Raw genomic sequence first — 25,971 nt, 5'->3', positions numbered from 1 at the left:
AATTTTTAATAAGGCTTAGACATCATGTGAATAATTAACAATCTAACCTGGCAGTTTGGTTAATTACCCACGTATTCAAAGTCATTGCTGTGCGCTTTGAGGATCACAGGTAATTTGTCTTTGCCCCGACTGGATACAATAAATGAATTACCGCACCTCTTTTTATACTGCGGCGTTACTAGTGCCATTGTTTGCCTGCGCCCAGGAAGGCACCCAACCAGACAGTACCGATTACATCACTGACGGCGTTTTTACCACAGGTGTAGAAGGCCCGGTGGTTGATGCTAATGGGGTACTTTACGCCGTGAATTTTGCTGAGCAGGGCACTATCGGTCGTATTACAGCCAAAGACGAGGCAAGCTTACTGGTCAAGCTCCCTGGCAATTCTATTGGTAATGGCCTGCGTTTTAACAGCAAAGGGCAACTGCTGGTTGCGGACTATGTGAATCACAATGTGCTGGCCGTTGATATACAAAGTGGTGATGTCAGTGTCTTTGCCCATGAACCTGCAATGAACCAGCCCAATGATATCGCTATTAGCGCGAGCGATACGGTTTATGCCAGTGACCCTAACTGGTCAAAAAGCACCGGCCAGTTATGGATGATTACTGCAGATGGTAAAGTGCAACTGGTTGAAGCTGAGATGGGCACCACCAATGGCGTGGAAGTCAGCCCTGACGAGCAGTTCTTGTATGTGAATGAATCCGTGCAGCGCAAAGTATGGCGCTATGAACTGGATGGCAAAGGAAAACCTGTCAACAAAACCCTGTTTTATCAATTCAGCGACCATGGCTTGGACGGAATGCGCACCGATACCCAGGGAAATCTGTATATCGCGCGTTACGGCGCGGGTACGATAGCGGTGTTATCTCCTAAGGGGGAATTAGTTCGGGAGTATCGCCTTAAAGGTCAGCATCCAACAAACGTGGCATTTGGTGGCAGCGATGGCAGAACCTTATACGTCACGATGCAGCAACGCGGCGCTGTTGAAACTTTGCAAGTAGAGCACCCAGGCCGCGCCTTCATGCTCCGCGAGCAGGCGAAAGATCAGCCCTATCCTTAACTAGCCATGGGGCCGAATGGCCCTCCCCGGCTACCCCATCAGCTTCAGTGCTGGTAGACTCCGCACTGATTTGACTAGCCGGGTTTTCTTATGACCGAACAAGCCGCTTTTCCCCGCGCCGGATTTTTACGCCGTTTAGCCGCCATTATTTATGATGCCTTAGTGGCGCTGGCAGTTTTTATGGTGGCCGGTATTCTGATCACGGTATTGCTGATTATCTTGCTGGAAAACGGCGTACTGGACAAAAACGGCTATCAACACAGCATGGAAGTGATTGGCCATTCACGCACGCTTTCCACACTGATTTTCAGTTGGGGCGTAATCTGGACAGTGGGCTTCTTCCTGTGGTTCTGGCGCAATGGTGGACAAACCATAGGTATGCGCGCCTGGCGACTAAGGCTATTCAGCACCAATGATAAACCCATGGGCTACGGCAGAGCCTTGCTAAGGCTTGTATGTTCCTTAGGCGGCCTAGGGACCTTACTGGTACTGGTAGATATTAAGAACAAACAGTCATTGCAGGATCGCTTGGCACAAACAGAGATGTTAGTGCTGACTAAGGATGCCAATCACCACAAGTCCTGGAAGAATCTCTGACAAGAGGTTCTTTGTTCTTGGTCAAAACTTAATCAAACTCAGGTGCTTATGCTAACCTTGCTGGAAAACACAAGGGAGCGAACCATGAAAGCACTAATACCAATAGCTGTAGTTCTGACACTTGTAGGCTGTGACAAGGGGGCCGACTCACCACGAGGTTTTAGCCTGCCCGAGGGCGATGTAAGCAAAGGAGAGCAGGTATTTATGAAGTACCAATGTCTTTCCTGCCATAGCCTTAAAGGTTACGACACGGACGGCATAAAGCCCGAGATAGCAACCAGAGTCCTACTTGGCGGTAATGTCAGCCAGATTAAAACCTATGCCGAGCTCGTCACCTCGGTAATCAACCCTTCACATAAAATTGCGCAAAATTATGTGCCATCCCAGGTATCGGATGAACAGGGCCATTCGAAAATGCGAAATTATAATGATGTGATGACGGTAAATGAGTTAGTTGATCTGGTTGCCTTTCTGCAACCCCAGTATCAGTTGGTGCCCTATAAACGCACGGATTACCCAACCTATATTCCCTGATTAAGGTTAAGGCATGAATTATCATGCCTTAATAATTCAGCGGCGTAACAAATGTGCTGCCAGTAAGGCAAACAGCAGGCTGGGCAGCAGCGCCCCCACCGCGGCGGGCAATTGATACACCAGGCTCAGGGGGCCGAACACTTCATTGGCAATAAAGAAACCAAAACCGGTTAATACGCCCATGATCACCCGCGCGCCCATGGTTACGCTGCGCAGTGGGCCAAAGATAAAGGACAGCGCCACCAGCAGCATCACACCCACAGTCACAGGTTGAATCACTTTGCGCCATAAGGCCAGCTCATAGCGGGCGGCGTCCTGACTGTTATTTTCCAAGTAGGTGACGTAATCAATCAGCCCCCGTACTGACAGGGCCTCGGGTTTGATTTTCACCACTTCCAGTTTATCCGGAGTCAGACTCGACTCCCATTTACCTTGTTTTTCCGTGCTTTTACTCACCCGATTTTCGGAAAACTCCGTGGTCGAAACCTTGTTTAGACGCCAGCTTTGGCCGACAAAGTTGGCCTGCGCCGCATGCACGATACGAGTCAGGTGCAACTGCTCATCAAATTCGTAAATGCTGACATCCAGTAACTGATCTTTGGTGACCACTTCACCAATACTGACAAAATTTCTGCCGTCTTTGGCCCATTCCAGGCGCTCAGAGGAAAACAGGCTACCGCCTGATATAGCTTGGGTTCTGATAGCCTTGGCATGGGCTTCGGTAGCCGGCGCCACCCATTCACCCAGAGCCATTACAAACACCACCATCAATAAGGCTGATTTCATCGCCGAGGCAATAATATTCCAGCGGCTCATACCGGCTGCCTGCATCACCACCAGCTCGCTATTACTGGCCAGCATCCCCATGCCTATCAGCCCCCCAATCAGGGTGGCCATAGGGAAAAACTGTTCTATCTCCCGCGGCATACTCAGTAGCACATAGATACCGGCCACCATCATGTCGTAGTTGCCGCGATCCAGGTACTTAAGCTGCTCGACAAACTTAATCAGGCTAGACAGCCCTACCAACACCAGCAAGGTAATGAAAATGGTGCTAATCAGGGTTCTGGCCAGATACAGATCCAGGGTTTTAATCATGCCGGCCTCCCCTGGCCTTTAAGCCTTGCCCGCAATTTCACGCCAAACGAACGCCCCCGTACAATTAGTAGTACGCCAATGCAGAAAATCACCGCATGCACCCACCAGAGGCCTAATTCTGGTGGGACCTTACCGTTCTCCAGCACCTTACGACCGGCCATCAGCAACAGGTAGTACCCCAAATACAGCAACAAGGCCGGAAATATTCGACCAAAACGTCCCTGACGCGGGTTTACCGCACTCAAAGGAACGGCAATCAACACTAAAAAAGGCAATGACAAAGGAATAGCCAGACGCCACTGCATTTCGGCAATAGCATCTAAATCCTTATCACCCCATAGCTGGCTGGTTGGGTAAGCGGCCAATTTACGTGCCTTATGCTCGGGGGTACGTTCAGCAATTTGCACTTGGTACTCGTCGAATTTCACCACGTGATAATCCAGCTTGTCCCGTTCACCTTCGTATTGCACACCACCACGTAGGACTAATTTCTCGGAGCCGTCAGACGCTTGCTGAACAGAGCCGTTACTGGCGTAGATAACCCGAAACGCGTTTTCGCCTTTGGTAGCATCCTGTTGAGCTAGGAATATGCGCTCAAGCTGGTTGTCACCCGAGCCGATGTCATGCACAAAAATTACCGCTTTCTGATTAGCAGTCTGCTGGAATCGCCCTGGGATCAAACTGGTCAGCCCCGACTCAGCACTGATTTGTTCTTCAAGCTGGTATTCCACCTCCATGGAAAGTGGTGCCAGCCACAAGGTTAATGCCCCGGAAACCATAGCCACCATGACGGCCAGTACCAGCATTACCCGAGTGACATACCATTCACTAATACCGCAGGCACGCATAACCGCCATCTCGTTGTCCACATAGAAACGACCATGGGCGAGCATAATGCCAAGGAACAAACTAAGGGGCAGGATCAAGGACGCCAACACCGGCATATTCAGGGCTAAAAAGCCCAATACCAGTCCGGCCGGGATATCACCATCTGTGGCTTCTGCCAGCACACGGACAAATTTCTGGATCACGAAAATCGCCATCAACACCAGAAAAACCGCGACCTGGGACTTAAGGGTTTCTTTGAGTAAATAGCGGAAAATCAGCACGTCCGGTCCAATAGAAAAGCGGGATTTTTAGTGGAATGCTGTAAATTTTTAAGTAAACTTAATGTTTTCACAAGTTTAATTTGCGATTCCGGCCTTTTTTAGCGGTTTTGGCAACGGGATATCTAAAAAATTCCCTGCCATATCAAGTAGCCCGGCAACATCCTTCTTTTCTTGCCCGGGCAGACATCAACAAAAAGGCTAACGCACCAGATGGTTGAACACCAGTGTTAATGGGGTGAAGGATGGAATTTAGTGTAAAAAGTGGCAGTCCGGAAAAACAGCGCAGTGCTTGTATTGTAGTGGGTGTGTTTGAACCACGCAGACTGAGCTCGGTCGCCGAACAACTGGATGAAATCAGCGGTGGTTATATCAGTAACCTGCTGCGTCGCGGGGATTTGGAAGGCAAGGCCGGCCAAATGCTTTTACTGCACCATGTGCCGAACATTCTCAGTGAAAGGGTATTGTTGGTTGGCTGTGGTAAAGAGCGGGAGCTGGATGAACGCCAGTATAAGCAGATTATTGCCCGAACCATCAGTACCTTGAATGAAACCGGCTCCATGGAAGCCGTCTGCTTCCTTACTGAATTGCATGTTAAAGGCCGCGATACCTATTGGAAAGTCCGCCAGGCGGTGGAAACCACTCAGGATTCGCTGTACAGCTTTACCCAACTGAAGACCAAGAAAGAAGAACCACGCCGCCCACTGCGTAAGATAGTGTTTAACGTACCAACCCGACGTGAATTGCCCGTTGGTGAGCGTGCTATCAATCACGGTCTGGCGGTGGCCACTGGTGTAAAAATCTGTAAAGACGTGGCCAACATGCCACCCAATATCTGTAACCCAGCCTATTTGCTGGAGCAAGCCAAAGAGCTGGCCGAACAGCACGGTAAGCTGTCGGTGGAAGGCATTGGCGAAGCGCAGATGGCTGAGCTTGGCATGCACACCTACCTGGCAGTTGGTCGTGGTTCACACAACGAATCTATCATGACCGTCATGCACTATCAGGGCGGTAATAACAGCCAGGCCCCTATTGTACTGGTTGGTAAAGGCTTGACCTTCGACTCCGGCGGTATCTCTATCAAGCCAGGCGAAGCCATGGACGAAATGAAATACGACATGGGCGGTGCCGCCTCTGTACTGGGTGTAATGGCTTCGTTGGCGCAATTGGACTTGCCAATAAACGTCATCGGCGTGCTGGCTGGCTGTGAAAACATGCCGGATGCCAATGCCTATCGCCCCGGTGATATTCTCACCACTATGTCGGGTCAAACCGTTGAGGTACTAAATACCGATGCCGAGGGCCGCTTGGTATTGTGCGATGCGCTAACCTATGTAGAGCGCTTTAACCCTGATACCGTGGTGGATGTGGCTACCCTGACCGGTGCTTGCGTGATTGCGCTGGGTAAACACGCTTCTGGCATTATGAGTACCCATAACCCACTGGCGCATGAGCTGATTAATGCATCAGAGCAAAGCAGTGACAGAGCCTGGCGCCTGCCGCTGTGGGATGAGTACCAGGAGCAGATCGAAAGCCCCTTCGCCGATATGTCTAATTTGGGTGGACGCCCGGCCGGTACTATTACCGCCGCCTGCTTCCTGTCCCGCTTTACCAAGAAGTACAATTGGGCGCACATGGACATCGCCGGTACTGCCTGGGTAAGTGGTGGTAAAACCAAAGGCGCTACAGGCCGACCGGTACCTATGCTGACTCAGTTTCTGATGAACCGCGCCGGCGTGGAAATGGAAGACTGATGCTTTGGCAGAAGTAATATTCTACCTGCTGGAGCAGGATAAACTCGACAATCAGCCAGCGCCCCTTGCGCTGGCTTGTCAATTAGCGGCCCAGGCATTTCGCAATAAGCAGTCCTGCCTGTTGTGGTGCCAGGATCAACAGATGGCTGAAGCCTTGGATGAACTGCTGTGGCAGCGGCCCAGCAATGCCTTTATTCCGCATAACCTTAGCGGAGAAGGCCCGTCTAAAGGAACGCCTGTGGAGATCAGCTGGGTTGGACAACAGGCCAATGCCCGCCCGGTACTGATTAACCTTGCCGAACTGTTGCCACCGCAACATCAACGAGCCAGAAAGATTTATGACTTTGTGCCGGCATCAGAGCAGCAAAAGCCGCAGGCCAGAGAGCGATACAAACAATACCGAGGTCAGGGCCACCAGTTGGATACCCGGGCCGCTTCAAGTTTAAATGAGAGCTGAGATGGATAAGACTTTTAATCCACAGAACATCGAACAAAGCCGTTACCAGCAATGGGAACAGAGCAACTATTTCAAAGCCAGCGGTAAAGGTGAGCCTTACTGTATTTTGTTGCCACCGCCAAATGTGACCGGCAGCCTGCATATGGGCCACGGCTTCCAGCAAACCATTATGGATGCGCTGACCCGCTATCATCGTATGAAAGGTGACAACACCTTATGGCAAACAGGTACCGACCACGCCGGTATCGCCACCCAAATGGTCGTCGAGCGCCAGTTGGCTGCCCAGGGTAAAAGCCGTCACGATTTAGGTCGCGACGCCTTTATCGAGAAGATCTGGGAATGGAAAGAACATTCCGGTGGCACTATCACTTCGCAAATGCGTCGCATAGGTGCTTCATGTGACTGGACTCGTGAAGCTTTCACCATGGACGACGACTTGTCCAATGCCGTGCAGGAAGTCTTTGTACAACTGCATGAAGAAGGTCTGATCTATCGCGGTAAGCGCCTGGTTAACTGGGATCCTGTGCTGCACACCGCCGTATCCGATCTGGAAGTGGTCAGTGAAGAAGAAGCCGGCCATATGTGGCATATGCGCTACGCGCTGGCCGATGGCAGCGGCGAGTTGGTGGTTGCTACCACGCGTCCGGAAACCATGCTCGGCGATACCGCCGTGGCTGTACATCCTGATGACGAACGCTACCAGGCCTTTATTGGTAAAGACATTCTCCTGCCGCTTTCCGGCCGTTTGATCAAAGTCATCGCCGACGATTATGTTGACCCGGAATTTGGCACCGGCTGCGTGAAAATCACACCAGCCCACGACTTCAATGACTATGAAATTGGCAAGCGTCACAACCTGGACATGATCAACATTTTCACCAGCGGCGCCAAGGTCAATAACAACGCGCCTGAAGCCTATCAGGGCCTGGACCGCTTCGCTGCCCGTGAAAAAGTGGTACAGGATCTGGATGCATTAGGTCTGCTGGTCAAGATTGAAGATCACAAGCTCAAAGTACCTCGCGGTGATCGCACCGGCGCGGTTATCGAGCCCTATCTGACCGACCAATGGTATGTGGCGGTAGAATCACTGGCAAAACCTGCCATTGATGCGGTGGAATCGGGTGAGATCCGTTTTATCCCAGAGAACTGGAACAAAACCTACTACCAGTGGATGTACAACATTCAGGATTGGTGTATCTCCCGTCAATTGTGGTGGGGACACCGTATTCCAGCCTGGTATGACGACAAGGAAAATGTCTACGTAGGTCGCAGCGAAGCTGAAGTACGTGCCAAGCACGGCCTGGCTGAGGATGTGGTACTGCGTCAGGACGAAGACGTACTGGATACCTGGTTCTCCTCGGCGCTATGGCCATTCGCTACGATGGGCTGGCCAGAGAAAACCCCGGAACTGGATACCTTTGTGCCCTCTTCCGTGTTGGTTACAGGTTTTGACATCATCTTCTTCTGGGTAGCCAGAATGATCATGATGACCAAGAAATTCACCGGCCGTATTCCGTTTAAAGAAATCTACATTACCGGCCTTATCCGCGACGAGCAGGGCAACAAGATGTCCAAGTCCAAGGGTAACGTATTGGATCCTATCGACCTGATAGACGGTATCGACTTAGAATCCTTGGTGGCCAAACGCACCGCCGGCATGATGCAGCCTCAACTGGCCGAGAAGATTGCCAAGCGCACCCGTGCCCAGTTCCCGGACGGTATTGCCGCTTACGGTACCGACGCGCTGCGCTTTACCTTTACCGCCATGGCGTCCACCAGCCGTGATATCAACTTCGATATGGGCCGGGTAGAAGGCTATCGTAACTTCTGCAACAAGCTGTGGAACGCCTCGCGCTTTGTGCTGATGAATACCGAAGAGCAGGATACCGGCGTCAATGGTGGCGAGCTGGAACTGAGCCTGGCCGATAAGTGGATATGGGCGCGCTTCCAGCAAACCCTGACGGCTTTCGAAGCGGCACTTAAAGATTACCGCTTTGACCTGGCCTCACAGGCTATTTATGAGTTTACCTGGAACCAGTTCTGCGACTGGTATCTGGAGCTGTCCAAGCCAGTACTGAATGCCGACACCAGCAGCGAAGCGCAAAAACGTGGCACCCGCCATACGCTGGTAAACGTGCTGGAGAGCCTGCTGCGTTTGATGCACCCCATCATGCCTTTTATCACTGAAGAAATTTGGCAGCGCGTAGCACCACTTTGTAAGGCTGATTACCAGGATAGCGACAGCATCATGCTGCAAGCCTTTCCGGTGCAAGATACCAGCCTGATTGATGAACAAGTACTAAGCGATATCGAATGGGTAAAACAAGTGATTGTTGGTGTACGTAATATCCGTGGTGAAATGGATATCAGCCCTAGCAAGCCACTGTCGGTGTTGTTGCGTAATGCAGGTAGTGAAGACAAGCGCCGTCTGGCCGATACCAAGCTGCTACTGAGCAAAATGGCGCGCTTGGAAAGCATCACAGTATTGCCCGAAGGAGAAAAGGGCCCTGCTTCTGCCACCGCCATTGTTGGTGAAATGGAAGTGATGATCCCCATGGCCGGCCTGATTGACAAAGACGCCGAGCTAGCTCGAATTGGCAAAGCGCTGGAAAAACTTCAGGCGGATATGGCCCGTACTCAGGGCAAGCTGAGCAATGACAGCTTTGTCAGCAAAGCGCCACCTGCGGTAATCGAAAAGGAGCAGGCCAAGCTAGCGGAGTTCCAGACTCAGGTAGATAAGCTGTTGGAACAAAAACAAACCATCGAAAACCTGTAACGCATTGCGTTAGTTATCTAAAAGCCCTGCTCTTTGCAGGGCTTTTTTATCTCACGGCTTAGTATCAGCATTCGCTCGCATCCGGCCAGATTTCCGTCTCACCGCAGTTTCAATCTATCGAAAATCCTCCCCCAGCAATAGGAGAATTGCGCTACTATCGAAGCGGATACAATAGCAATTATAAAAAGGACAAAGCGTGAAACGATTACTATGCATTCTGCTGGCTATACCGCTAAGCCTGCAGGCGACGACCGAACAGGATGAAGGCTACCGCTCCCCTCCGCAAATCATCGCCGATCTGGTGGATGCGCCCCGCGCTCCCGGCGTTACCGTTTCCGATGACAAGAAGTGGCTGGCCTTTATGGAAAGGCCAAGCACCCAAACGCTGGCCGAGTTGGCACAGCCAGAAGAAAAGCTGGCCGGTCTGAAGATTAACCCTACCATCTTCGCGCCCAGCCGGGCACAAGGTTATAAGGGCATTCGCATTAAGAGTGTGGATGGCAGCGTAGATACCACCTTAAACAATCTGCCCCAAGGTAAGATTATGGATGTGAGTTTTGCCCCAGACTCACAAAAATTAGCCTTCGTGCTAGAAAATGAGCAGGGGCTAACGCTTTGGGTTTACCACTTAGCCAACAAACGTCTGCACAAGGCCAGTGACCGCTTCATTAGTGCTTCACTGCGGGGTGAAAAATACCTATGGCTCGACGATTCAAGTGGTCTGTATACCAGATTAACGGTGGCCTCCGCTGATGCCCGCCCTAAACAGACACTGGCAGCCACTAAGCCAGTGATTCAGACCACAGACGGCAAAAAAGCAGCAGTACGTACCTATTCTGACTTACTTAAATCCCCATACGATGAAGCATTGTTTGAGTTTCTTACGCGCTCACAACTGGCCAGAATTGACCTGAGCGGCAAAGTTACGCTTCTCGGTGAAGCAGGGATGATCAGTGAATATGCCCCCTCCCCGGATGGCCAATATTTGTTGGTTTCACAGTTGCAAAAGCCCTTCTCATATATGGTGCCTTATAGCCGTTTCCCTGAGCTGATTGAAGTCTGGAATACCAGCGGCAAGGTGGTTAAAACCCTGGCCAAGCTGCCATCAGGTGAAACTATTCCGAAGGGCTTCGACTCGGTTCGTGAAGGCCCCAGGGATGTTCACTGGCGTGCCGATGTGGCTGCCACCTTGGTCTGGGCTGAAGCATTGGATGGCGGCGATATGAGTAAAGAAATCGCCCATCATGACGCGGTATACAGTTTGGCAGCCCCCTTCTCCGCTGAGCCAAGTGAAATGTTGCGCCTGGAGCGTCGCTATAGTGGCATTCAATGGGGAAATCAGAGTCTGGCCGTGGTCAGCGAATGGCGCTTCAGCGATCGCATGCTGCGTAGCTGGAAATTCCAGCCCGCCGATCCTAAAGCACAGTGGGTATTGTTCCAGGAGCGTTCCTACAACGACAGATACAAAGATCCCGGCAGTTTTGTTCGCCAGCGCAATCAATATGGCCAGTCGGTGATCAAAATAGACAATGCCAGCCAGGTTTACCTTAGTGGACGCGGTGCCTCTCCTCAGGGCAATGTGCCGTTTCTTGAGCGCTATGACTTTAGCAACGCCAATAAAGAGCGCCTCTGGCAATCTGAAGCACCTTATTATGAGCAGGTTATGCTGGTGCTGGACGATAAGGTCAGCAAGTTGCTGACCATGCGTGAATCACAAACAGAGCAACCTAATTTCTTTGTGCGCGATCTGAGCTCAGGCAAGTTGGATAAATTCAGTGATTTTCCACATCCTAGCCCAGGGTTTGTAGGGATCAGCAAAGAGCGTATTCAATACCAACGCGCCGATGGCGTCGCTTTAAATGGCACACTGTATCTGCCGCCTGGCTATGATAAATCTCAGGGGCCGTTGCCAGTGTTGATGTGGGCTTACCCGCGCGAGTTCAAAGATAAAGACGTAGCCAGTCAGGTAAAAGACTCCCCATATGAGTTTGTGCGGGTCAGCTACTGGGGCCCCATGCCTCACCTTGCACAGGGCTTTGCGGTATTTGACGATCCGACTATGGCCATTGTGGGTGACGGGGATGCCGAGCCCAACGACAGCTTCCGCACCCAACTGGTGCAAAGTGCCGAAGCGGCAGTGAAAACCCTGGTGGATAAAGGCATAGCCGACCCAAATCGCATCGCCATAGGTGGGCATTCTTACGGCGCCTTTATGGTGGCAAATTTATTGGCACACAGTGACCTGTTTAAAGCTGGCATCGCCAGAAGCGGTGCGTATAATCGCAGCCTGACGCCGTTTGGATTCCAGGGTGAAGAACGCAGTTTCTGGGAAGCGCAGGATGTTTATTCCACCATGTCGCCGTTTTTCCACGCTGAGAAAATCAACGAACCTATGTTGATGTTACATGGCGAGGATGATCCTAACTCGGGCACCTACCCCATGCAGTCTGAACGTATGTTTGCAGCCTTAAAAGGCCTGGGTGGAAAAGCTCGGCTGGTGATGCTGCCACATGAGCAGCATGGCTACCGGGCACGAGAGTCATTGCTGCATATGCTGTGGGAGCAACATCAATGGCTTGAAACACACGTTAAAACAGCGAAATAGTTTATATGGAGGGCTTATGCCCTCCTTTTGCCTGACGGCGAAAAATCGGTCATAAAAATTAACACACTGATATTTATAGAGTTTTGAGGTATCTGTGAAGATCAGTCATATATTCTGCGCCAATCTGGCGTTTACTTGTTTGTTTTTGGTGTACTTTGAGCTGAATATTCCTTTTCTATTCAGCGCCATGATGCTGTTGTTTATCCCGTTACGCTACTTTCGAATGAGTCGTAATGGTTTCACCAACGCCGTTTGGTTTCTATTTTACAGCGCCACACCAGCCTTTATAGACTTTACCATGCTGGCCATAAGTCCCATGGAGGAGCTAGTGGCAATTGCCCTGATTATATTGGCCATAACCTATTTGTATTTTTTCTTTGGTCGCTTCGGCGTACACAGAATTAAATTGGAGCACGCAAAATGAGTATCCAGCGCATTAATCCTGGGAAACGCATGTCGGATATTTGTATTCACAATCAGACCGCATACTGGGCAGAGGTGCCGGAAAATCTGCAAGCAGATATCGAAGTACAAGCCCAAGACCTATTAAAGCTGGCGGAAGGTACGTTGGCACAAGTAGGTAGCAGCAAAGCAGGGCTTATCAGTGCCACCATCTATTTGAAGGATAGAAGCCTGTTTGATGGCTTCAATAAGATATGGGATGCCTGGCTACCTGAGGGCCAAGCGCCGGTAAGGGCCTGCATTATTGCCGAGCTGGTGAACCCGGACATGCTGGTTGAGATAGTCTTTACCGCCGCGACTGGCGACCAATAATCCCCATCGGGCCGAGCCCCCGCTCGGCTTGAACACTTTCACTAGAGTGCCTTTTTGGTTGGCATTACCACGTTGGCAAAAATCAAGCCTGCCACCAAAGACATAAAGATCAGGAAGGTTTCCTGACCTACATGCTCGGCGTGCACGAAGTCCTGCCCTGAAACAAAGGAATTCAAACCTATATAGGTCTTTGAGCCAGGCACCAATACAATCAACCCCTGCATCACCACGATACTCGCCGGCGCATTGGCCAAGCGGGTAAAGAGGTTAGAATATACCCCCACCGCAAAAGCCCCCACAAAGGTAGCCAGCCCGTGTTCCAGATAAGGGGCACTGAAAATACTCGCACCGTAGGCGATAAAACCCGACAGTAAAGCCCAGGGTGCGTGCTTAAGACGGATGCGGAAGATAACAATCAAAGATGTGCAGAGCAGTAAGATAGCCAGCCAGGCCATCCATCGCGGTAAAGGCTCAGCAGGCACAAACTCGGCTTGGCCAAACATACCGAAGCCAAAAGCAATGCCGAGAAACGCCCCAAAGTACAATTTAAACAGCAGCATAATGGCATCCATCACCCTGGCGGTACCTGATACCAAATGCCGAGAAGAAAGCTCTGCCAATCCTAATGCCAAGGCCAGGCCGGGTATAAACACGATAATGGAAGACAACACCACCAAACGGATATTGATACTGGCATCCAAATAACTGCTAATGGCACAAGCCAGCAGGCCCGCTGTCATCGCAACCATAGGCTCCAACATGTGGGTGACGCGACGTGATTTACTAGCCCACAGCACCCAGCAGTACACCACTAAGCCAATCAGGCTGGACCATAAGACATCATGCCAGCCGGAGCCCAGCAACATAGCAAAGGCGCCACTGGATAAACAGAATGCACCACCAGTCGCCAAAAGGTTGTAAGGGTTAGGCAGGGCGTCAATTTCATCCAGAAGCTTGTCTGCCTCTGTCAGCGTCAACTTGCCTTCCAGCAACTGTGTCACCAACTCATCGGTACGCGACAGGGAGCCCAGGTCCAGCTCACCTGGCTGTACTCTGGCGGCATGCGTATACTCATCCTCGTGCTTATCGCTCCAGATCACAAAGGTCAGTGACGTCGGCGTGGAGATAAATGATGCATGTACGCCCAGATAAGTAGCGACTTCGGTAAGGTGCGCTTCCTGACGAAAGGCTGGCGTACCGTATTTATGCAGCATTTTGCCAAGCTTAACGATAAAACGTCTTATCTGAATAAAATCGGCCTTATGCACCTTACCTGTTCCTCAATAACTAACTGTCTTGCCTGCCTCGGATAGGCTTAGTTAGCTGATATCCAAGGAAAAGGGGCTAAATCGGGCGCGGATTGTAATGTCAGTGCCCCGCACATACAACGCATATTTTTTATACAATTCGCATTAGCCTGACTAATTCTACGCGCTGCCAAACAAAAAACGTCTGATCGATATCAGTATTCCCGTATATTCAAGCGAATACCACTATCTATTTCTGCAGTCATTCCCAAGAATAACCAATGCAATCAAAGCGTTGACTGCAAATTAAATTGTTTAGCAAAAGGAACAAACATGACCTTCGGTGAAAGGATAAAGCAACTACGTAATGAAACCGGCCTGAGTCGGCTGCAACTGATTTCAGAGGCAGATACTGAACCATCATACTTATCCGGGGTATGGGGCTGATGTTTTGCTAGTTATGGACACCAATTGACATAGTAGGCACCCGTTTTGTATCTGTCCGCCCTAAAAAGCCGGCCAAAGCTGAACATCCACCACGGTCAGCGTTCAAATTGACCCATTACGGGAATGCTGGTTCAATCAAATTAACCGGCAGCGCAGTTTTCAGCGGCTTCCGTAATACATGTATCAATGGAAGAAGGGGTATACAAATGGGAATCTCATCACAACCGGTCTGGACCACAGAGCCGCAAGCAAGCTATCAAATTAACTCAACCGCCATCAGTGCTAACGGCCAAGTATGTGTGCTTGGCACTTCTCAGGAATATGGTAATGGTGACTTCTCGGTGTTTTGTTATAACCAAAGCGGTACGCTGCTCTGGCAAGATAAGATCGGCGAAGATATCTACCAGGGTGTGTACTGGGTTGCGGTAAGCGGCAATGGTCAGTTCGCGGCAGCAGGTGGCACCCTTAGTCAGCAAGGTACGGATACCGGCTTTCTGTATGCTTACGACAGCGCTACTGGCAAGCGTTTGCTGGATTTGCAAACCCAAAGCAGGGTGAATCAGGTTGCACTATCTGAAACCGGCGAAACACTGATCGCCGTGGCCGGTAATCAATTGCTACTCTGCGTTTTGAGAAATGGTCAGTATCAGCTAACAGACCAATATATTTATACTGACCAGTATTGCCAAAGCTGCCAGCTAAGTGCGGATGGTTGCACCGCCGTTGTGGCAACTACTCGCAGTTATGATGTTACCGAAGGTGCGGCAGGCACCGTCGGCCACTTTCCTATCTATGGGGACAAACTGCAATCTCCCGCCCTTTACCAGGCTGAGGCAGGATTGCAGCGGGTGGCGATAAGTTATGATGGAACTTGGTGGGCAGCGGCCAGCCATGACGGTAAAGCATTGGCATTTTGCCTTGAACTTCCCACACACCCTGCCTGGTGCTATCAACCCGAGGACTTTACGCTTTCCGTTGCTTACGCTATTGCCATTCAAAAAGGTGTCGATGGCGCGGTTTACCTGGTGTATGGCGTCAACCTTGCAGAGGAAAGCCACGGTTGTTTATTCGCGGTGAAGTCAGCCCCCAGTATTCCATGCACACCAATGGCTATATGGCAAAAAAGCACTCAGTATGATCCAAACCCTGGCGTAAACATGGATAGTCAGGCAATCTATGTAACGGCAACGGACGGTCAGCCTGAAAAATCAGGGCAGGAAACGCCGGGGAATTTTTACCTGATCGACGTGCAACGTGGTGAAACCTGTTGGCAGCTTCCCACATCTCTGATGAATTGGCCCATGGCCATTAGTGCTGATGCCAATGCCATATTTGGCGCCAGTGACAACGGTCGCGCCTATTATTGGTCGTCATCTGAAGGGTAATCTATTGCGTGAATCTCCTGCCTCGGGCAAGTTTCATCTGAAGTCAGTTACCAGCAACCATCTACTGGATAGCCGGGAGATGCTGCGCAGCCTTGCACTAGGCGGAGCCTGGCTATTATTATGGCGGCTCGCGGTTCTGATGGAATATGCCCCACATGCCAGTATCTGGTTTCCTCCGGCCGGCCTGAGCTTTGCTGCCTTTCTGATTTTAGGCCTGCGGGCCTTGCCCGTTGTCATGTTATGCAGCTTGATTGCCACCTTCTGGGTTGACGATCTATACCAGATGCAACAATCCTGGGTACAACTTGCGTACACTGGGGTATTATTCGGCGCCGCCCATAGCTTTTCCTACTACTGCGGAGCTGCACTGCTAAAGCAGTTGATACGCCGCTCATTTAGCGATGCCCTACCGAAGATCATCCTCAGTTTCCTGATTCTCGGCACCCTTTCTTCTTTGCTGGCGGCCTTAACGGGTACACAAGTACTGGCAGGCAGCGGATTGATTGAGCCACAGGACGCCGGTGCCATTTGGCTCCCTTGGTGGATTGGCGATATGGCCGGTACCATTGTTTTGACACCGTTATTTATTGGTTTGCTGAGCTGGCGTTACCCTCTGATTGAAAGCTGGTTAGGCGGATTAGATTTCCAACGCAGCGGCGAAGGCATGTATGGCTTTTTAAGTAAGCTATTGATAAGTACATCCCTACTTACCTTAACCATGTTGCTGGCTGCCAAGTTCCGTTATTCAGAAGTGTCCTTCGCCGTGTTCTTTTTGATCATTCCACAAATGTGGATTGTCTACACAGAATCTGCCTTTCGTGCAGCACTAAGTCTGGCGGTATTCAGCATATTAACGGCAATTTGGGTAGCTGCCCTGTCTTTGATGGATTTCGCACTGGTATACCAATTTGCCATTTGCGTCATTTCCGCCAGTGCCTATTTCGGGCTGGCAGTGCCCGTTCTAACCGCACATAACAAACAACTGCGGGAGCTAGCCCTCAATGACAGTCTGACTAAAGTCGCCAGCCGCCTGTACTTCTTCGAACGAGCAGAACAGGAAGTAGCAAGAGCGAAACGCTATGGACACCCCATATCTTTGCTGGTATTCGATATAGATCATTTCAAACAGATTAATGATCAGTTTGGCCATACAGCAGGAGACAGCGCATTGATCGCTGTCGCGGATACCATCAGCAAAGGACTACGTCAGTCCGATATACTGGGCCGGTTTGGTGGCGATGAATTTTTACTTTTGTTGCCTGGGACCGCCCTTGATAAAGCCAGTGAAACGGCAGAGAGACTGCGTCAGGCACTACAGGCAGTTAAGGTGGATGGTACCCGACATTTTCTTTCAGGCAGCTTTGGTATTGTGCAAATCGAACCCAGCGAAGATTTTCAGGAAGCCTTTGAACGCGCAGATAAATGCCTGTTAAAGGCTAAGAAAGCTGGCCGCAATCAGATATTCAGCGACCAGCGCTAAAGGAAACCTTAGTTCAAAGAATCATCCTGCCAATACTTGGTGCCTTTAATGGTCGCTTGCAGGGCTAACCCCGCTTCTGTTAGTTGATAAATTTCAACATCGTCGGCGACAATTTCCGCCGCTGCAGCGCCGCCCTTATCATCGGCCTTGGCGGCAGCATCTGCATGGGCTCCGACCATCCAGCCGCTTTCCACAAAACGGTCAAAGGCTTTACGGGTTTTAAAAATATACACCGCCCGAAAATCCTTCACACCCAGTCCTAAACCAATCCCTGCCTCCCCCATTTTCATATAGATGTCTTTGCCACTGGCATTGTCATGCGCCAACCCATAACCACCAGAAAAACTGGCAAGGATGACATTCACATTGGCGTTACTAAACACCGCATAACCAGGTGCACTAGCCATCTTCTGACGGATATTGGACTGATGCTTTTGCACAGATGACACGGTTTCCTGAACCATTTTTTGTACTTCTGCACGACGCTGGCCAACAGTTTCTTGCGATGTCGATGTGCAAGCAACAAGCAGCAGAGCGATGACAACTGAGCTAACAAGTCTAAACATTGTTGGTTTTCTCTCTTTCGTTGAATACAGAGTAAACAGCATAAGCAGCAGAAAAAAACTTGCAAGTAAGCTGCCCACCACCTAAAGTGATATCACATTGATATCATATAGAGTCAAAAAATGATTAAAGAGAAAACTGGATTTTCACTTAATGGTTATGTGGTAATCGCCATCTTGCTTGCCGTACTCGTCATTGCTATACCCCAAATAGGTAAGCTAACAGATGTCACTTCCATCATTAGTCTTGTGCTGCTGGGTTTGAACACAGGTGCCCTGGCTGGCTTTATGATGGTACAACCCAACCAGGCCAAAGTTATGACCTTGTTCGGTGCCTATGTTGGTACGGTCAAAAAGAACGGACTGCGTTGGACTGTCCCACTATTTAACCGCCGCACGGTGTCACTACGTATCCGCAACTTCGAGAGCGGCAAGATCAAGGTAAATGACAACCAGGGTAATCCCATCGAAATCGCCACCATAGTGGTATGGTCGGTCAGCGACAGCGCAGAAGCGGTATTTGAAGTCGATGACTACGAAAGTTTTGTCAATATTCAGAGCGAATCTGCTCTGCGCAATATGGCCAGTTCTTACCCATACGATCCACAGGAGGAAGATGCCATTGCCCTTCGCAGTCACCCTCAAACCATTTCTGACAGCCTGAAGAAAGAAATTCAGGATCGATTGGATAAGGCCGGCGTAACAGTACATGAAGCCAGAATCAGCCACCTGGCCTACGCCCCGGAGATTGCCAGCGCTATGTTGCAACGCCAGCAGGCCAGTGCCATCGTTGCGGCGCGCACGCGCATTGTGGAAGGGGCTGTCGGCATGGTGGAAATGGCATTGGATAAACTGCGTGAAAAAGACGTTGTGGAGCTAGATGAAGAGCGTAAAGCAGTGATGGTTAGCAACTTATTGGTAGTGCTGTGTGGCGATAAGCATACTCAGCCAGTGATCAATGCTGGCAGCCTTTACTAGCCTGAGCTTACTGGCGGTGGTAACCACCCTTACCGCCGCTGAATCAGCGTATAATAAGATTAAACCAGCAGTGGAGACATCTTGCGACGTCGTTGTTCTAATGGCCCCACACCAGTTTGAACATATCGACTACATAGTCACCACTGACCGCTATGGAATTTGTTACCCATCAGTTACGAGCCAATTTTAAGGTATAAGTTTGTCTAAGAAAGCCTATCCACTTCGCATTAATGCCGACGTCCTTGCCGCTATGCAGCGCTGGGCAGACGATGAGCTGCGTAGCCTGAATGCGCAAATAGAGTATGTACTTCGCGATGCATTAGTGCGCCAGGGTAGGGTCAAGCTAGTGCAAAAAGTCGTTACAGAGGTGGAAGAAAAATCGCCGGATAGCCCACAGGACGAGTAAAAAGAAGAAAGCACAAAAACCAAATCATCTGGCACGGCTTTTGAATTGATAAGGTCATTCAGCCTCGAGCAACAGAATTTTGACGGAGTGTCCGATGACCACTAAAGCCTTGATCAATAACATTGAAAAGTTATCAGTAACCTTGAATGAAGGTCAGCTTATTCAGTTTTTGGATATTATGGATGCTATGGCCGCCTTACTGGCGGAAGCTCAAGGGCAGGACGTTGCTAAACAGGTCCAAAGTCAGGCCGAGTTCTCAACAATAGTCCCAGTGGGAATTCACTAGATCAAGAACACGGCCAGGGGGGAGTTACTCGACGAAGTACGTACCCCAACCGTCATAGTGCACATCATGCTTATCGGCAATGGCCAGCAAGGTGTCAGTGTCTTTGTTGATAACGTCCAGCTCCAGCGGGCGTTCAATGACCGCGTCAAAACAGAACAAGGTACCGCCGTCGTCCAGCACCAACTCTTCGGCATCCCCCACCTCAAAGCCCGCCTTAAAAGCGTCAACCGCGGCCTTTTCCAGGCGGTCAAAGTTATCGCTGGCAAAATGATACTCAATGGAATGCGGCAATTCGGCATTGCTGCCGTCATTTAACAGCGCTTCAATGGTTTCCTGATTGAATTCATACCATTCGTTAAGTTCGGCACTCATTGTTGTGTCCCATCAGTAGTAAATTGCCCGCAGTCTAGCTTGCTTTTGCGCTATCGCCAATCAACATCAAGACTTGGCTTCCAGTTCGGCAACTTCTTTGTTCAGTTGGTCAAGCTTGTCCTGCATTTGCTGATAAAAATACTGTGTCCATTCTTTCAACTCGCGGCTGTCATCCAGTACCACAGGCCCGGTAACATCAACCAGTACCACGCCATTGTTCCAGCGGTTCCACTTAATTTTATTGTGTAGTTCGCTGGCACAAATCATACATACAGGTTCGTTAGTTTCCCGGGCAATTCGGAATGCCCCGGTTTTAAACGGCAGTAGCCCACGTCCATTGCTGCGTGTACCTTCAGGAAAGATCCACACAGATATACGACGTTGCTTAATTTTACGAATGGTTTGTTTAAGGGTACTGCTGGCTTTACTGCTATTTAGCCTGTCAATCAGGATATTGCCCGACAACCAATACATCTGCCCCATTAAAGGCACCCACACCAGGCTCTTTTTACCAACAGTCACAGTGCCTGGCTGAGTGGCAGCGCAGATAGTAATTAAGTCATAACTGTTCTGGTGATTACCAATAAACACATATGGGCCACCGGCTTTTACTTCCTCTGCAACCCGCACCACAACCCGCACGCCCAATAAACGTGAAATACCCGCATACAGTCGGGCGCCGTGATGCACATTGTCACGATGAAACGGCCTGACCAGACAGATCAATAACAACAACAGATTAACGACGACGAAATAGAGCAAAACCAGCGGGATACGAATCAGAGCAAGCACAGCAACACCCAAGAATCAATCAGGTCGCAGAGTATACCCTTTTTCATCCGTGAGGATATCTGATCAGTAATATCCATCTTGGTATCAGCAGGATGCTCAGCCATTTAGGCAAAGCGCGTCAAAGGTGATGAAACTATCTCACAGTCCGATTACACTCTGTGACACAAGATAGTTTCGCTGATGATGCGAAGAGTAAGGCAGCAGCATGCAGACATTCCGACATGATGATTTGGACAACGATATCCTTAATGACCTGTTAGAGGAGATCAACGAGCTCTATGAGGCCAGCGAACAAACGCTGATGGAATTAGAGCTGCAACCTCAGGATAACGAACTGCAACGTGCACTGTTTCGCTCTATTCACACTATCAAAGGGGATTTGGGCTTAGTCAATTTCACCCCCATGATCCCCTTACTCCAGCATGTTGAAGATTTGCTGGATTACCTGCGTAAAGGGCAGATTCGCTACACCAGCACCATGAGCGACCTGGTATTGCTAACCATGGACAGGGTAAAGCTCTTTGTACAAAGTTGCATTAAGTCCGGTAGCGCCCAATACGACGAAGGCCTTTATCAGCTGCTGGTTAAACAAATCGCCCGCATTAAACCAGATAACCCCCAAGAGCATGAGAAGCTGCTGGCTGAGTCAGTGTTGTTACTGGACCCAACTCTGGATGCCCATCCTTCTGCTTCACAAGCACCTGTGGCAACAACAGAGAAAAGCAGCGGCGATGCACTGGATGACATTGGTCTGCATGGCGACCATGATGACGATGAACATAGGGATATTATCTTCTTCCGGGAATTGATGGAGCCGGTGGAGCGCCGCTCTCAGTATTGGCGTGGACGAGGTGACCGTATTGCCAGGTTGGCGCTCTATCTGAATAAACTCAAAGGCAATCCAGTTGACCCCAACCAGTTGGCGGTGGCTTGTTATGTTCATGACTTTGGCATGGCTTTTATGCCATTAAAAGTACTGCACAAGAATACCCCGTTGGAGCAAGCTGAATTTAATCTGATGCGCTCTCACGTTTATAAAAGTGCACGATTACTTGAACACCTTGATCAGTGGAATGAGGCACGTAAAATCGTTATCCAACACCATGAACGCATTGATGGTTCTGGTTACCCTTTGGGTCTAAAAGATGCGGATATTTGCGAAGGTGCCAAGCTTCTGGCGATTGTTGACACCTTTGATGCCCTGACCCACGCCCGCGCCCATGACACTCACACAAAGCGCCCGAAAAAGCGTGCGGTGATGGAGATCAACCGCGTTGCCCCCGGTCAGTTTTGTCCCAACTGGATAATGGTATTTAATCAAGCCATGGCCAGTCTGCTGCTCAGACAAGAATAAGGTAAACATCAATAGCCGTAGCTCTCTACCTTCTATTGAGGGCCAAACTTGCCTTCCAAGCCAGCTAGCAATTTGGCGGGAGAGTATAGTTCGCCCCCCTTTATTACCAGTTTTACATTACGAATAACGCCAGGGTCAGCAGATAAGTCACCTTCAAGTATAACCAGATCTGCCAAGTATCCCTCGCCTATACGGCCAACCTCCTCCCCTATGCCAAGGGCTTCCGCTCCATTTGCAGTAGCAATTTCTAATGCTTCATGCACACTAAAGCCAGCTTCGACCAGCAGTTCAAATCCTCTTTGGTTGCCATAGCCGGGCAGCACATGTCGTCCGGGATCCGGCCCCATTACAAGCCGCCCTCCGGCCTTAGAGAATTGCACTTCAAAGGCCATTAGTTTACCTAAAACAGAGGGAGGTAGTTGACCGCCGGTTTGTCTAAGGCGATGCTGACGTGTTTCGTATTGCTCCCGCCAGGTCTCAGACAAAAGCACCAGACTGCGCTCATCTGCCTGTGGGCGATGAGCAAAATGGGATTCAATAATCGCCAAAGTTGAAGATAAGGTGACCTGCTTTGCGACCAGCAGGTCGATTAGCAGTTTTATTCTTGGATCATCCATTTCCAATCCGGCCAATGTAGACCGGGTCGAGATACATTGGCCTGTAGTCTTCTCCGCAATAAAGTCTGAAGCAGAGATTAAACCATGTTCGATACTGTCTATACCTAACCGAGCTGCTTCACTAAATGTGAGAGAACATAAATGGCCGGTTACCTTACGTCCTAGCTTATGAGCCTCATCGATCACTGCCTCGGCAATATGAGGTTGAATATGGCGATATAGCTTAAACCATGTTGCCCCAGACGCGGACCAATCGCGAACCAGCTGTCTAGCCTCATCCGGTGTCTTCGGTTTGGCCATTGGCCCGTTACCATCTGGCCCAGTAAGATAGGGGGCCGTTGGGAAAATTCTGGGGCCTGCAACGTCCCCCGCTCTAATGGCTTCAGTTAACGCCAGTTCTGACGAAAAATCAGCACTTCCGGCGGTCTGCACTGTAGTTACGCCGCTGGCCAACCACAATCTGGAAGCGCTTGCCCCCATAAAGGTCTGTCCTGGCATATGGGTATGGTCATGCATGCCAACAAGACCAGGAATAACTGTATGGTTTGGCAAGTTCAGTGTCTTTACATGTTCGGGCACAGATACATCAGGACCAGGGCCAATCTTTGAGATTCGGCCATCCTCTAACAGAATGGTTTGCGCCCGCAGGACACCCTTGCTGCTCAGGACGTCGACACCTATTAGCGCAACAGACTGACGAGGCATGACCAAGTACTCTTCCGCTTTGTGTGCAGCTAAAGCAAATGTCGCGCAGCACCAAAATAGCGCAAATCTAATTCCAGATCTTATCAATCCCCCTGGCAATTTCCCCCCTGATACATTCATCAATATAGGCACTGGTAGCTTAGCGGTTTCAAATTGGCCAAGCTGCCAGATCTAATCCCCTTTTTTCTTATTCAGCTCGCGGTCATAGCTAAGGCGTTTAGCCGCATCCAATGTCAGCATCTGCATAAACACCTTTGCCTCAGCATCACTGCCAGTAGGTGCGCCGGATTCACCACCACCGAAAACATAGGTCGGTACCTGGCGGCGGGCGAAGGCGTCGGCCCAGAGCTGCTGTATCTTCACTTCGGCGTCCAGTTTTTGTGCCAAGGCATTGTCGGCCTGCAATATAACCTTTTTCTGGTAAGCTTCGGCTTCCGCTAAGGTACGTACCGTTTCAGCTTCTATCATGGCTTTCTCCAGCTCAATCTGCGCTGTTTCCTTACTGATAGCGGCTTGATCTCGCAGTTTCTGTGCTGAGGTAATAGCTAATTGCTTGTCAGTTTCAGCATCAGTGGTTTTCTCAATTTGCTCAACCTTAGCTTTAGCCTGGCGTTCCGCCACTTCGCGCTCTCCCCTTGCGATAGCAAGCAAACGCTGCTCTTCTTCCTGTACCCGCTGTTCCCGGGCAATAGCACGATCAGCCGATGCCTTTTGTTTTAATTGCATACGTTCAACAAATTTGTTGTTGGGGCGCATGTCGGTTACCAAAGCCGATACCACGGTAATCCCGAAGTGCTGGAAACGCTGCTCTTTGCGCTGCGGTTGACCATCCGCATTCAGAATTTTCTTCACGGTAAATATGGTTTTACTGTCTTCACCATACTCTTCCTGCTGCGTACCCAAGGCAACATTAGCGCTGCCGGCCGCTCGTTTCATGGAGCTGACCGTTTCTTCCTGACGCTTTACCAGAAAAATGCCACGACTCATTTGATTCTCAAATTCAGAGTTAAACTGAGTACGGCCGCCTGAGTAGTACTCCTCCGCTGTCATTAGTGACGCATTAGCCTGCAGGGTTTCCTTAAAAGCCGGCATTAAAGCGGTACGCAGCAAATTTTCCGGCGAACGGTATTCATGGGCAAGTTTAAGAAAAGACTGTTGGTCGGTTGGCATCGAAAAGCGCACTGTCGCTTCGGCGTGGGCGTCAACCTGGTCCAGAAACATAATGCTCATAGGCGGTAGGGTAGCGGACGCATTATCTGAGTCTTTTTCCGGGTGAATATCATCAGCGTCTGCACCTCGCACAGATTGAACAGTCATCGCACGTTTCCACGAGTTATATCGGCCAAAAGGAAAGAATTGGTAACCGACATCGGTGACAACCTCTTCATTGCCTGTCACAGTGCGGACGTGATAGATGTAACCAGGCTCAGCATAAAACACCGAGTTAGAAATGAAGGCGAAGATCAGGATTAAGCTGGCAATGACAGCACCGGCTTTGACTGCTATTGATTTAGGAAAAACGAATTTATTGGCAAGCTCAGACATAGACCCTTCCCTGATTTAAATTTAATAGTCTGCCGCCGCAATCCAGCGGCTTTGTGCATGGAAGATAGCAGTACCTATCGGCTTTCTTCAATATTAATTTGTGCTTAACATGAATTTGAATGCCTGAGCCAAGGGAGACAAGGGGCGCTGCTGAAGCTGCAATAAAAACAAGGGACGATACAGACTCTTGCTCCAGGCTGTATCCAGAACTTGCAGACGCCCCAGAGTAAGTAATTCCTCACAAACTTTCAGTGGCAGAATAGACAGCCCCAGCCCCGCGGCCACAGCGCGTGCGATCCCCTCATTGCTGCCAATTTCCAGGCTTGATTCAGGCACTATGCCAGCATCCTGAAGGTGTTGCTCCATCCAGCTTCGGGTACCTGAGCCGGGTTCCCGCCACAGCCAACGCAACCTATTCAGATTTTTACCATTTACTTGCCAATCTGCCGGGCAAACCAGTTTCAACGGCTCATCATACCAATGGCTGACGGCAATCCGAGGGTCGCTGACTTGCCCCTCAACCAGTGCCAAATCTAACCTGCAATCCAGCAGTGCCTGGCAGATTTCCTCGGTATTGCCCGACATAGCGCTCACCTGAACATCTGGATACTGGGCACAAAATCTCGTAAAAACGTCCGCTAACCAATATCCAGCAATGGTGCTGCTCGCGCCCAGATGAAGATGGCCGCGCTGGCAATCAAGCCGGGCCTGCAAGTCATCAATAGCAGCGCGCTCCAACGCAAAGATACCTTTGGCATGTTCCAGCAAAGCCCGGCCATGCTCAGTTAGCTGCCATTGACGCCGTCCTCTCAGAGAGGCACTGGTGCGCTCCAGTAAGGCCAGGCTCAATTGGCTTTCCAGCTCCGTTACGCCTTTTGATACGGCGGGTTGGGTGATAGCCAATTGCTCAGCGGCGCGGGAAAAGCTCCCGAGTTCCGCCACATGCATAAAGATCCTGAGTAGATGCAGATTCAAATACATAACTACAACTCATATTTTTATGAAATTAATACATTATTCTTATATAAAA

25 protein-coding genes are annotated in these 25,971 nt (G+C 50.1%); 16 read left to right on the top strand and 9 right to left on the bottom strand.

Annotated elements, in window-relative coordinates; genetic code table 11:
* The first annotated feature begins 142 nt into the window (after positions 1-142).
* The 3 genes from KJY73_RS12300 to KJY73_RS12290 all read left to right on the top strand — a co-directional run bounded on the left by KJY73_RS12300 (position 143) and on the right by KJY73_RS12290 (position 2,194).
* A complete protein-coding gene (locus tag KJY73_RS12300) occupies positions 143-1,063 on the top strand; it encodes an SMP-30/gluconolactonase/LRE family protein (RefSeq protein WP_214344026.1) in 921 nt (306 codons plus the stop codon).
* A gap of 90 nt (positions 1,064-1,153) precedes the next feature.
* Positions 1,154-1,660, top strand: a complete 507-nt coding sequence (locus KJY73_RS12295; RefSeq protein WP_214344025.1) for an RDD family protein — start codon at positions 1,154-1,156, stop codon at positions 1,658-1,660.
* A gap of 84 nt (positions 1,661-1,744) precedes the next feature.
* Positions 1,745-2,194 carry a c-type cytochrome gene (locus tag KJY73_RS12290; RefSeq protein WP_214344024.1) on the top strand — a complete coding sequence of 150 codons (450 nt, stop codon included), beginning with the start codon at positions 1,745-1,747 and terminating at the stop codon, positions 2,192-2,194.
* A 36-nt stretch (positions 2,195-2,230) separates the two neighbouring features.
* On the opposite strand, the gene lptG is transcribed toward KJY73_RS12290, so the two are convergent.
* Together lptG and lptF are read right to left on the bottom strand one after the other, a co-directional pair.
* A complete protein-coding gene (gene lptG, locus KJY73_RS12285) occupies positions 2,231-3,292 on the bottom strand; it encodes an LPS export ABC transporter permease LptG (protein ID WP_214344023.1) in 1,062 nt (353 codons plus the stop codon).
* Positions 3,289-4,401, bottom strand: coding sequence for an LPS export ABC transporter permease LptF (lptF, locus tag KJY73_RS12280; RefSeq protein ID WP_214344022.1), 1,113 nt, complete (start codon positions 4,399-4,401; stop codon positions 3,289-3,291). The genes lptG and lptF overlap by 4 nt, the downstream gene beginning before the upstream one ends.
* Before the next feature lie 242 nt (positions 4,402-4,643).
* On the opposite strand from lptF, the gene pepA reads away from it, so the two are divergent.
* The 6 genes from pepA to KJY73_RS12250 all read left to right on the top strand — a co-directional run bounded on the left by pepA (position 4,644) and on the right by KJY73_RS12250 (position 12,764).
* Positions 4,644-6,152 carry a leucyl aminopeptidase gene (pepA, locus tag KJY73_RS12275; RefSeq protein WP_214344021.1) on the top strand — a complete coding sequence of 503 codons (1,509 nt, stop codon included), beginning with the start codon at positions 4,644-4,646 and terminating at the stop codon, positions 6,150-6,152.
* Between the two features lie 4 nt (positions 6,153-6,156).
* Positions 6,157-6,609: a DNA polymerase III subunit chi gene (locus tag KJY73_RS12270; RefSeq protein WP_206593525.1), complete on the top strand. Its 453-nt coding sequence runs from the start codon at positions 6,157-6,159 to the stop codon at positions 6,607-6,609.
* A 1-nt stretch (position 6,610) separates the two neighbouring features.
* Complete coding sequence (locus KJY73_RS12265) at positions 6,611-9,385, top strand: valine--tRNA ligase (RefSeq protein WP_214344020.1); 2,775 nt, start codon at positions 6,611-6,613, stop codon at positions 9,383-9,385.
* A 196-nt stretch (positions 9,386-9,581) separates the two neighbouring features.
* The gene (locus KJY73_RS12260; RefSeq protein ID WP_332874197.1) at positions 9,582-11,990 is read left to right on the top strand and encodes a S9 family peptidase; all 2,409 of its coding nucleotides are present in this window, start codon (positions 9,582-9,584) and stop codon (positions 11,988-11,990) included.
* Between the two features lie 94 nt (positions 11,991-12,084).
* Positions 12,085-12,414, top strand: coding sequence for a hypothetical protein (locus tag KJY73_RS12255; protein WP_214344019.1), 330 nt, complete (start codon positions 12,085-12,087; stop codon positions 12,412-12,414).
* Positions 12,411-12,764: a RidA family protein gene (locus KJY73_RS12250; RefSeq protein WP_214344018.1), complete on the top strand. Its 354-nt coding sequence runs from the start codon at positions 12,411-12,413 to the stop codon at positions 12,762-12,764. The genes KJY73_RS12255 and KJY73_RS12250 overlap by 4 nt, the downstream gene beginning before the upstream one ends.
* Before the next feature lie 41 nt (positions 12,765-12,805).
* Here the strand turns inward: KJY73_RS12250 and KJY73_RS12245 are convergent, their stop codons facing one another.
* On the bottom strand, positions 12,806-14,032 hold the full coding sequence (locus tag KJY73_RS12245; RefSeq protein ID WP_214344017.1) for a threonine/serine exporter family protein: 1,227 nt from the start codon (positions 14,030-14,032) through the stop codon (positions 12,806-12,808).
* A gap of 312 nt (positions 14,033-14,344) precedes the next feature.
* Here KJY73_RS12245 and KJY73_RS12240 point away from each other — a divergent pair, with 312 nt between their 5' ends.
* From KJY73_RS12240 to KJY73_RS12230, 3 genes are all read left to right on the top strand, one after another.
* Positions 14,345-14,458: a helix-turn-helix domain-containing protein gene (locus tag KJY73_RS12240; protein ID WP_214344016.1), complete on the top strand. Its 114-nt coding sequence runs from the start codon at positions 14,345-14,347 to the stop codon at positions 14,456-14,458.
* A 206-nt stretch (positions 14,459-14,664) separates the two neighbouring features.
* Positions 14,665-15,843, top strand: coding sequence for an outer membrane protein assembly factor BamB family protein (locus tag KJY73_RS12235; RefSeq protein WP_214344015.1), 1,179 nt, complete (start codon positions 14,665-14,667; stop codon positions 15,841-15,843).
* Complete coding sequence (locus KJY73_RS12230) at positions 15,782-17,323, top strand: sensor domain-containing diguanylate cyclase (RefSeq protein ID WP_214344014.1); 1,542 nt, start codon at positions 15,782-15,784, stop codon at positions 17,321-17,323. Before KJY73_RS12235 ends, KJY73_RS12230 begins: the two co-directional genes overlap by 62 nt.
* Before the next feature lie 8 nt (positions 17,324-17,331).
* Here the strand turns inward: KJY73_RS12230 and KJY73_RS12225 are convergent, their stop codons facing one another.
* Complete coding sequence (locus KJY73_RS12225) at positions 17,332-17,889, bottom strand: lipid-binding SYLF domain-containing protein (protein ID WP_214344013.1); 558 nt, start codon at positions 17,887-17,889, stop codon at positions 17,332-17,334.
* A gap of 123 nt (positions 17,890-18,012) precedes the next feature.
* On the opposite strand from KJY73_RS12225, the gene KJY73_RS12220 reads away from it, so the two are divergent.
* The 3 genes from KJY73_RS12220 (at position 18,013) to KJY73_RS12210 (ending at position 19,556) form a co-directional block, all read left to right on the top strand.
* Entirely contained in the window at positions 18,013-18,864 is an 852-nt protein-coding gene (locus tag KJY73_RS12220) for an SPFH domain-containing protein (RefSeq protein WP_214344629.1), read from the top strand.
* A gap of 199 nt (positions 18,865-19,063) precedes the next feature.
* Positions 19,064-19,270 (top strand): hypothetical protein, encoded by a 207-nt coding sequence (locus KJY73_RS12215; protein WP_206593517.1) that lies wholly within the window; start codon positions 19,064-19,066, stop codon positions 19,268-19,270.
* 94 nt (positions 19,271-19,364) lie between these two features.
* The gene (locus tag KJY73_RS12210) at positions 19,365-19,556 is read left to right on the top strand and encodes a hypothetical protein (RefSeq protein WP_214344012.1); all 192 of its coding nucleotides are present in this window, start codon (positions 19,365-19,367) and stop codon (positions 19,554-19,556) included.
* Between the two features lie 24 nt (positions 19,557-19,580).
* Here KJY73_RS12210 and rraB read toward each other — a convergent pair whose 3' ends face one another.
* Both rraB and KJY73_RS12200 read right to left on the bottom strand, forming a co-directional pair.
* Positions 19,581-19,928, bottom strand: coding sequence for a ribonuclease E inhibitor RraB (gene rraB, locus KJY73_RS12205; protein WP_214344011.1), 348 nt, complete (start codon positions 19,926-19,928; stop codon positions 19,581-19,583).
* A gap of 66 nt (positions 19,929-19,994) precedes the next feature.
* Positions 19,995-20,720: a 1-acylglycerol-3-phosphate O-acyltransferase gene (locus KJY73_RS12200; protein ID WP_214344010.1), complete on the bottom strand. Its 726-nt coding sequence runs from the start codon at positions 20,718-20,720 to the stop codon at positions 19,995-19,997.
* A 205-nt stretch (positions 20,721-20,925) separates the two neighbouring features.
* Here KJY73_RS12200 and KJY73_RS12195 point away from each other — a divergent pair, with 205 nt between their 5' ends.
* The gene (locus tag KJY73_RS12195) at positions 20,926-22,074 is read left to right on the top strand and encodes an HD domain-containing phosphohydrolase (protein WP_214344009.1); all 1,149 of its coding nucleotides are present in this window, start codon (positions 20,926-20,928) and stop codon (positions 22,072-22,074) included.
* Between the two features lie 32 nt (positions 22,075-22,106).
* Here KJY73_RS12195 and KJY73_RS12190 read toward each other — a convergent pair whose 3' ends face one another.
* The 3 genes from KJY73_RS12190 to KJY73_RS12180 form a co-directional block, all read right to left on the bottom strand.
* Positions 22,107-23,396, bottom strand: coding sequence for an amidohydrolase family protein (locus KJY73_RS12190; RefSeq protein WP_214344008.1), 1,290 nt, complete (start codon positions 23,394-23,396; stop codon positions 22,107-22,109).
* A gap of 171 nt (positions 23,397-23,567) precedes the next feature.
* Complete coding sequence (locus tag KJY73_RS12185) at positions 23,568-24,941, bottom strand: SPFH domain-containing protein (protein ID WP_214344007.1); 1,374 nt, start codon at positions 24,939-24,941, stop codon at positions 23,568-23,570.
* A 93-nt stretch (positions 24,942-25,034) separates the two neighbouring features.
* On the bottom strand, positions 25,035-25,922 hold the full coding sequence (locus KJY73_RS12180) for a LysR family transcriptional regulator (RefSeq protein ID WP_232848586.1): 888 nt from the start codon (positions 25,920-25,922) through the stop codon (positions 25,035-25,037).
* Positions 25,923-25,971: the final 49 nt, after the last annotated feature.

The sequence above is a fragment of the Bowmanella yangjiangensis genome, assembly GCF_018531185.1.
Classification (GTDB): Bacteria; Pseudomonadota; Gammaproteobacteria; order Enterobacterales; family Alteromonadaceae; genus Bowmanella; species Bowmanella yangjiangensis.
Note: the sequence above shows the minus strand (reverse complement) of the source record. Positions and strands in the feature narration are given on the sequence as shown.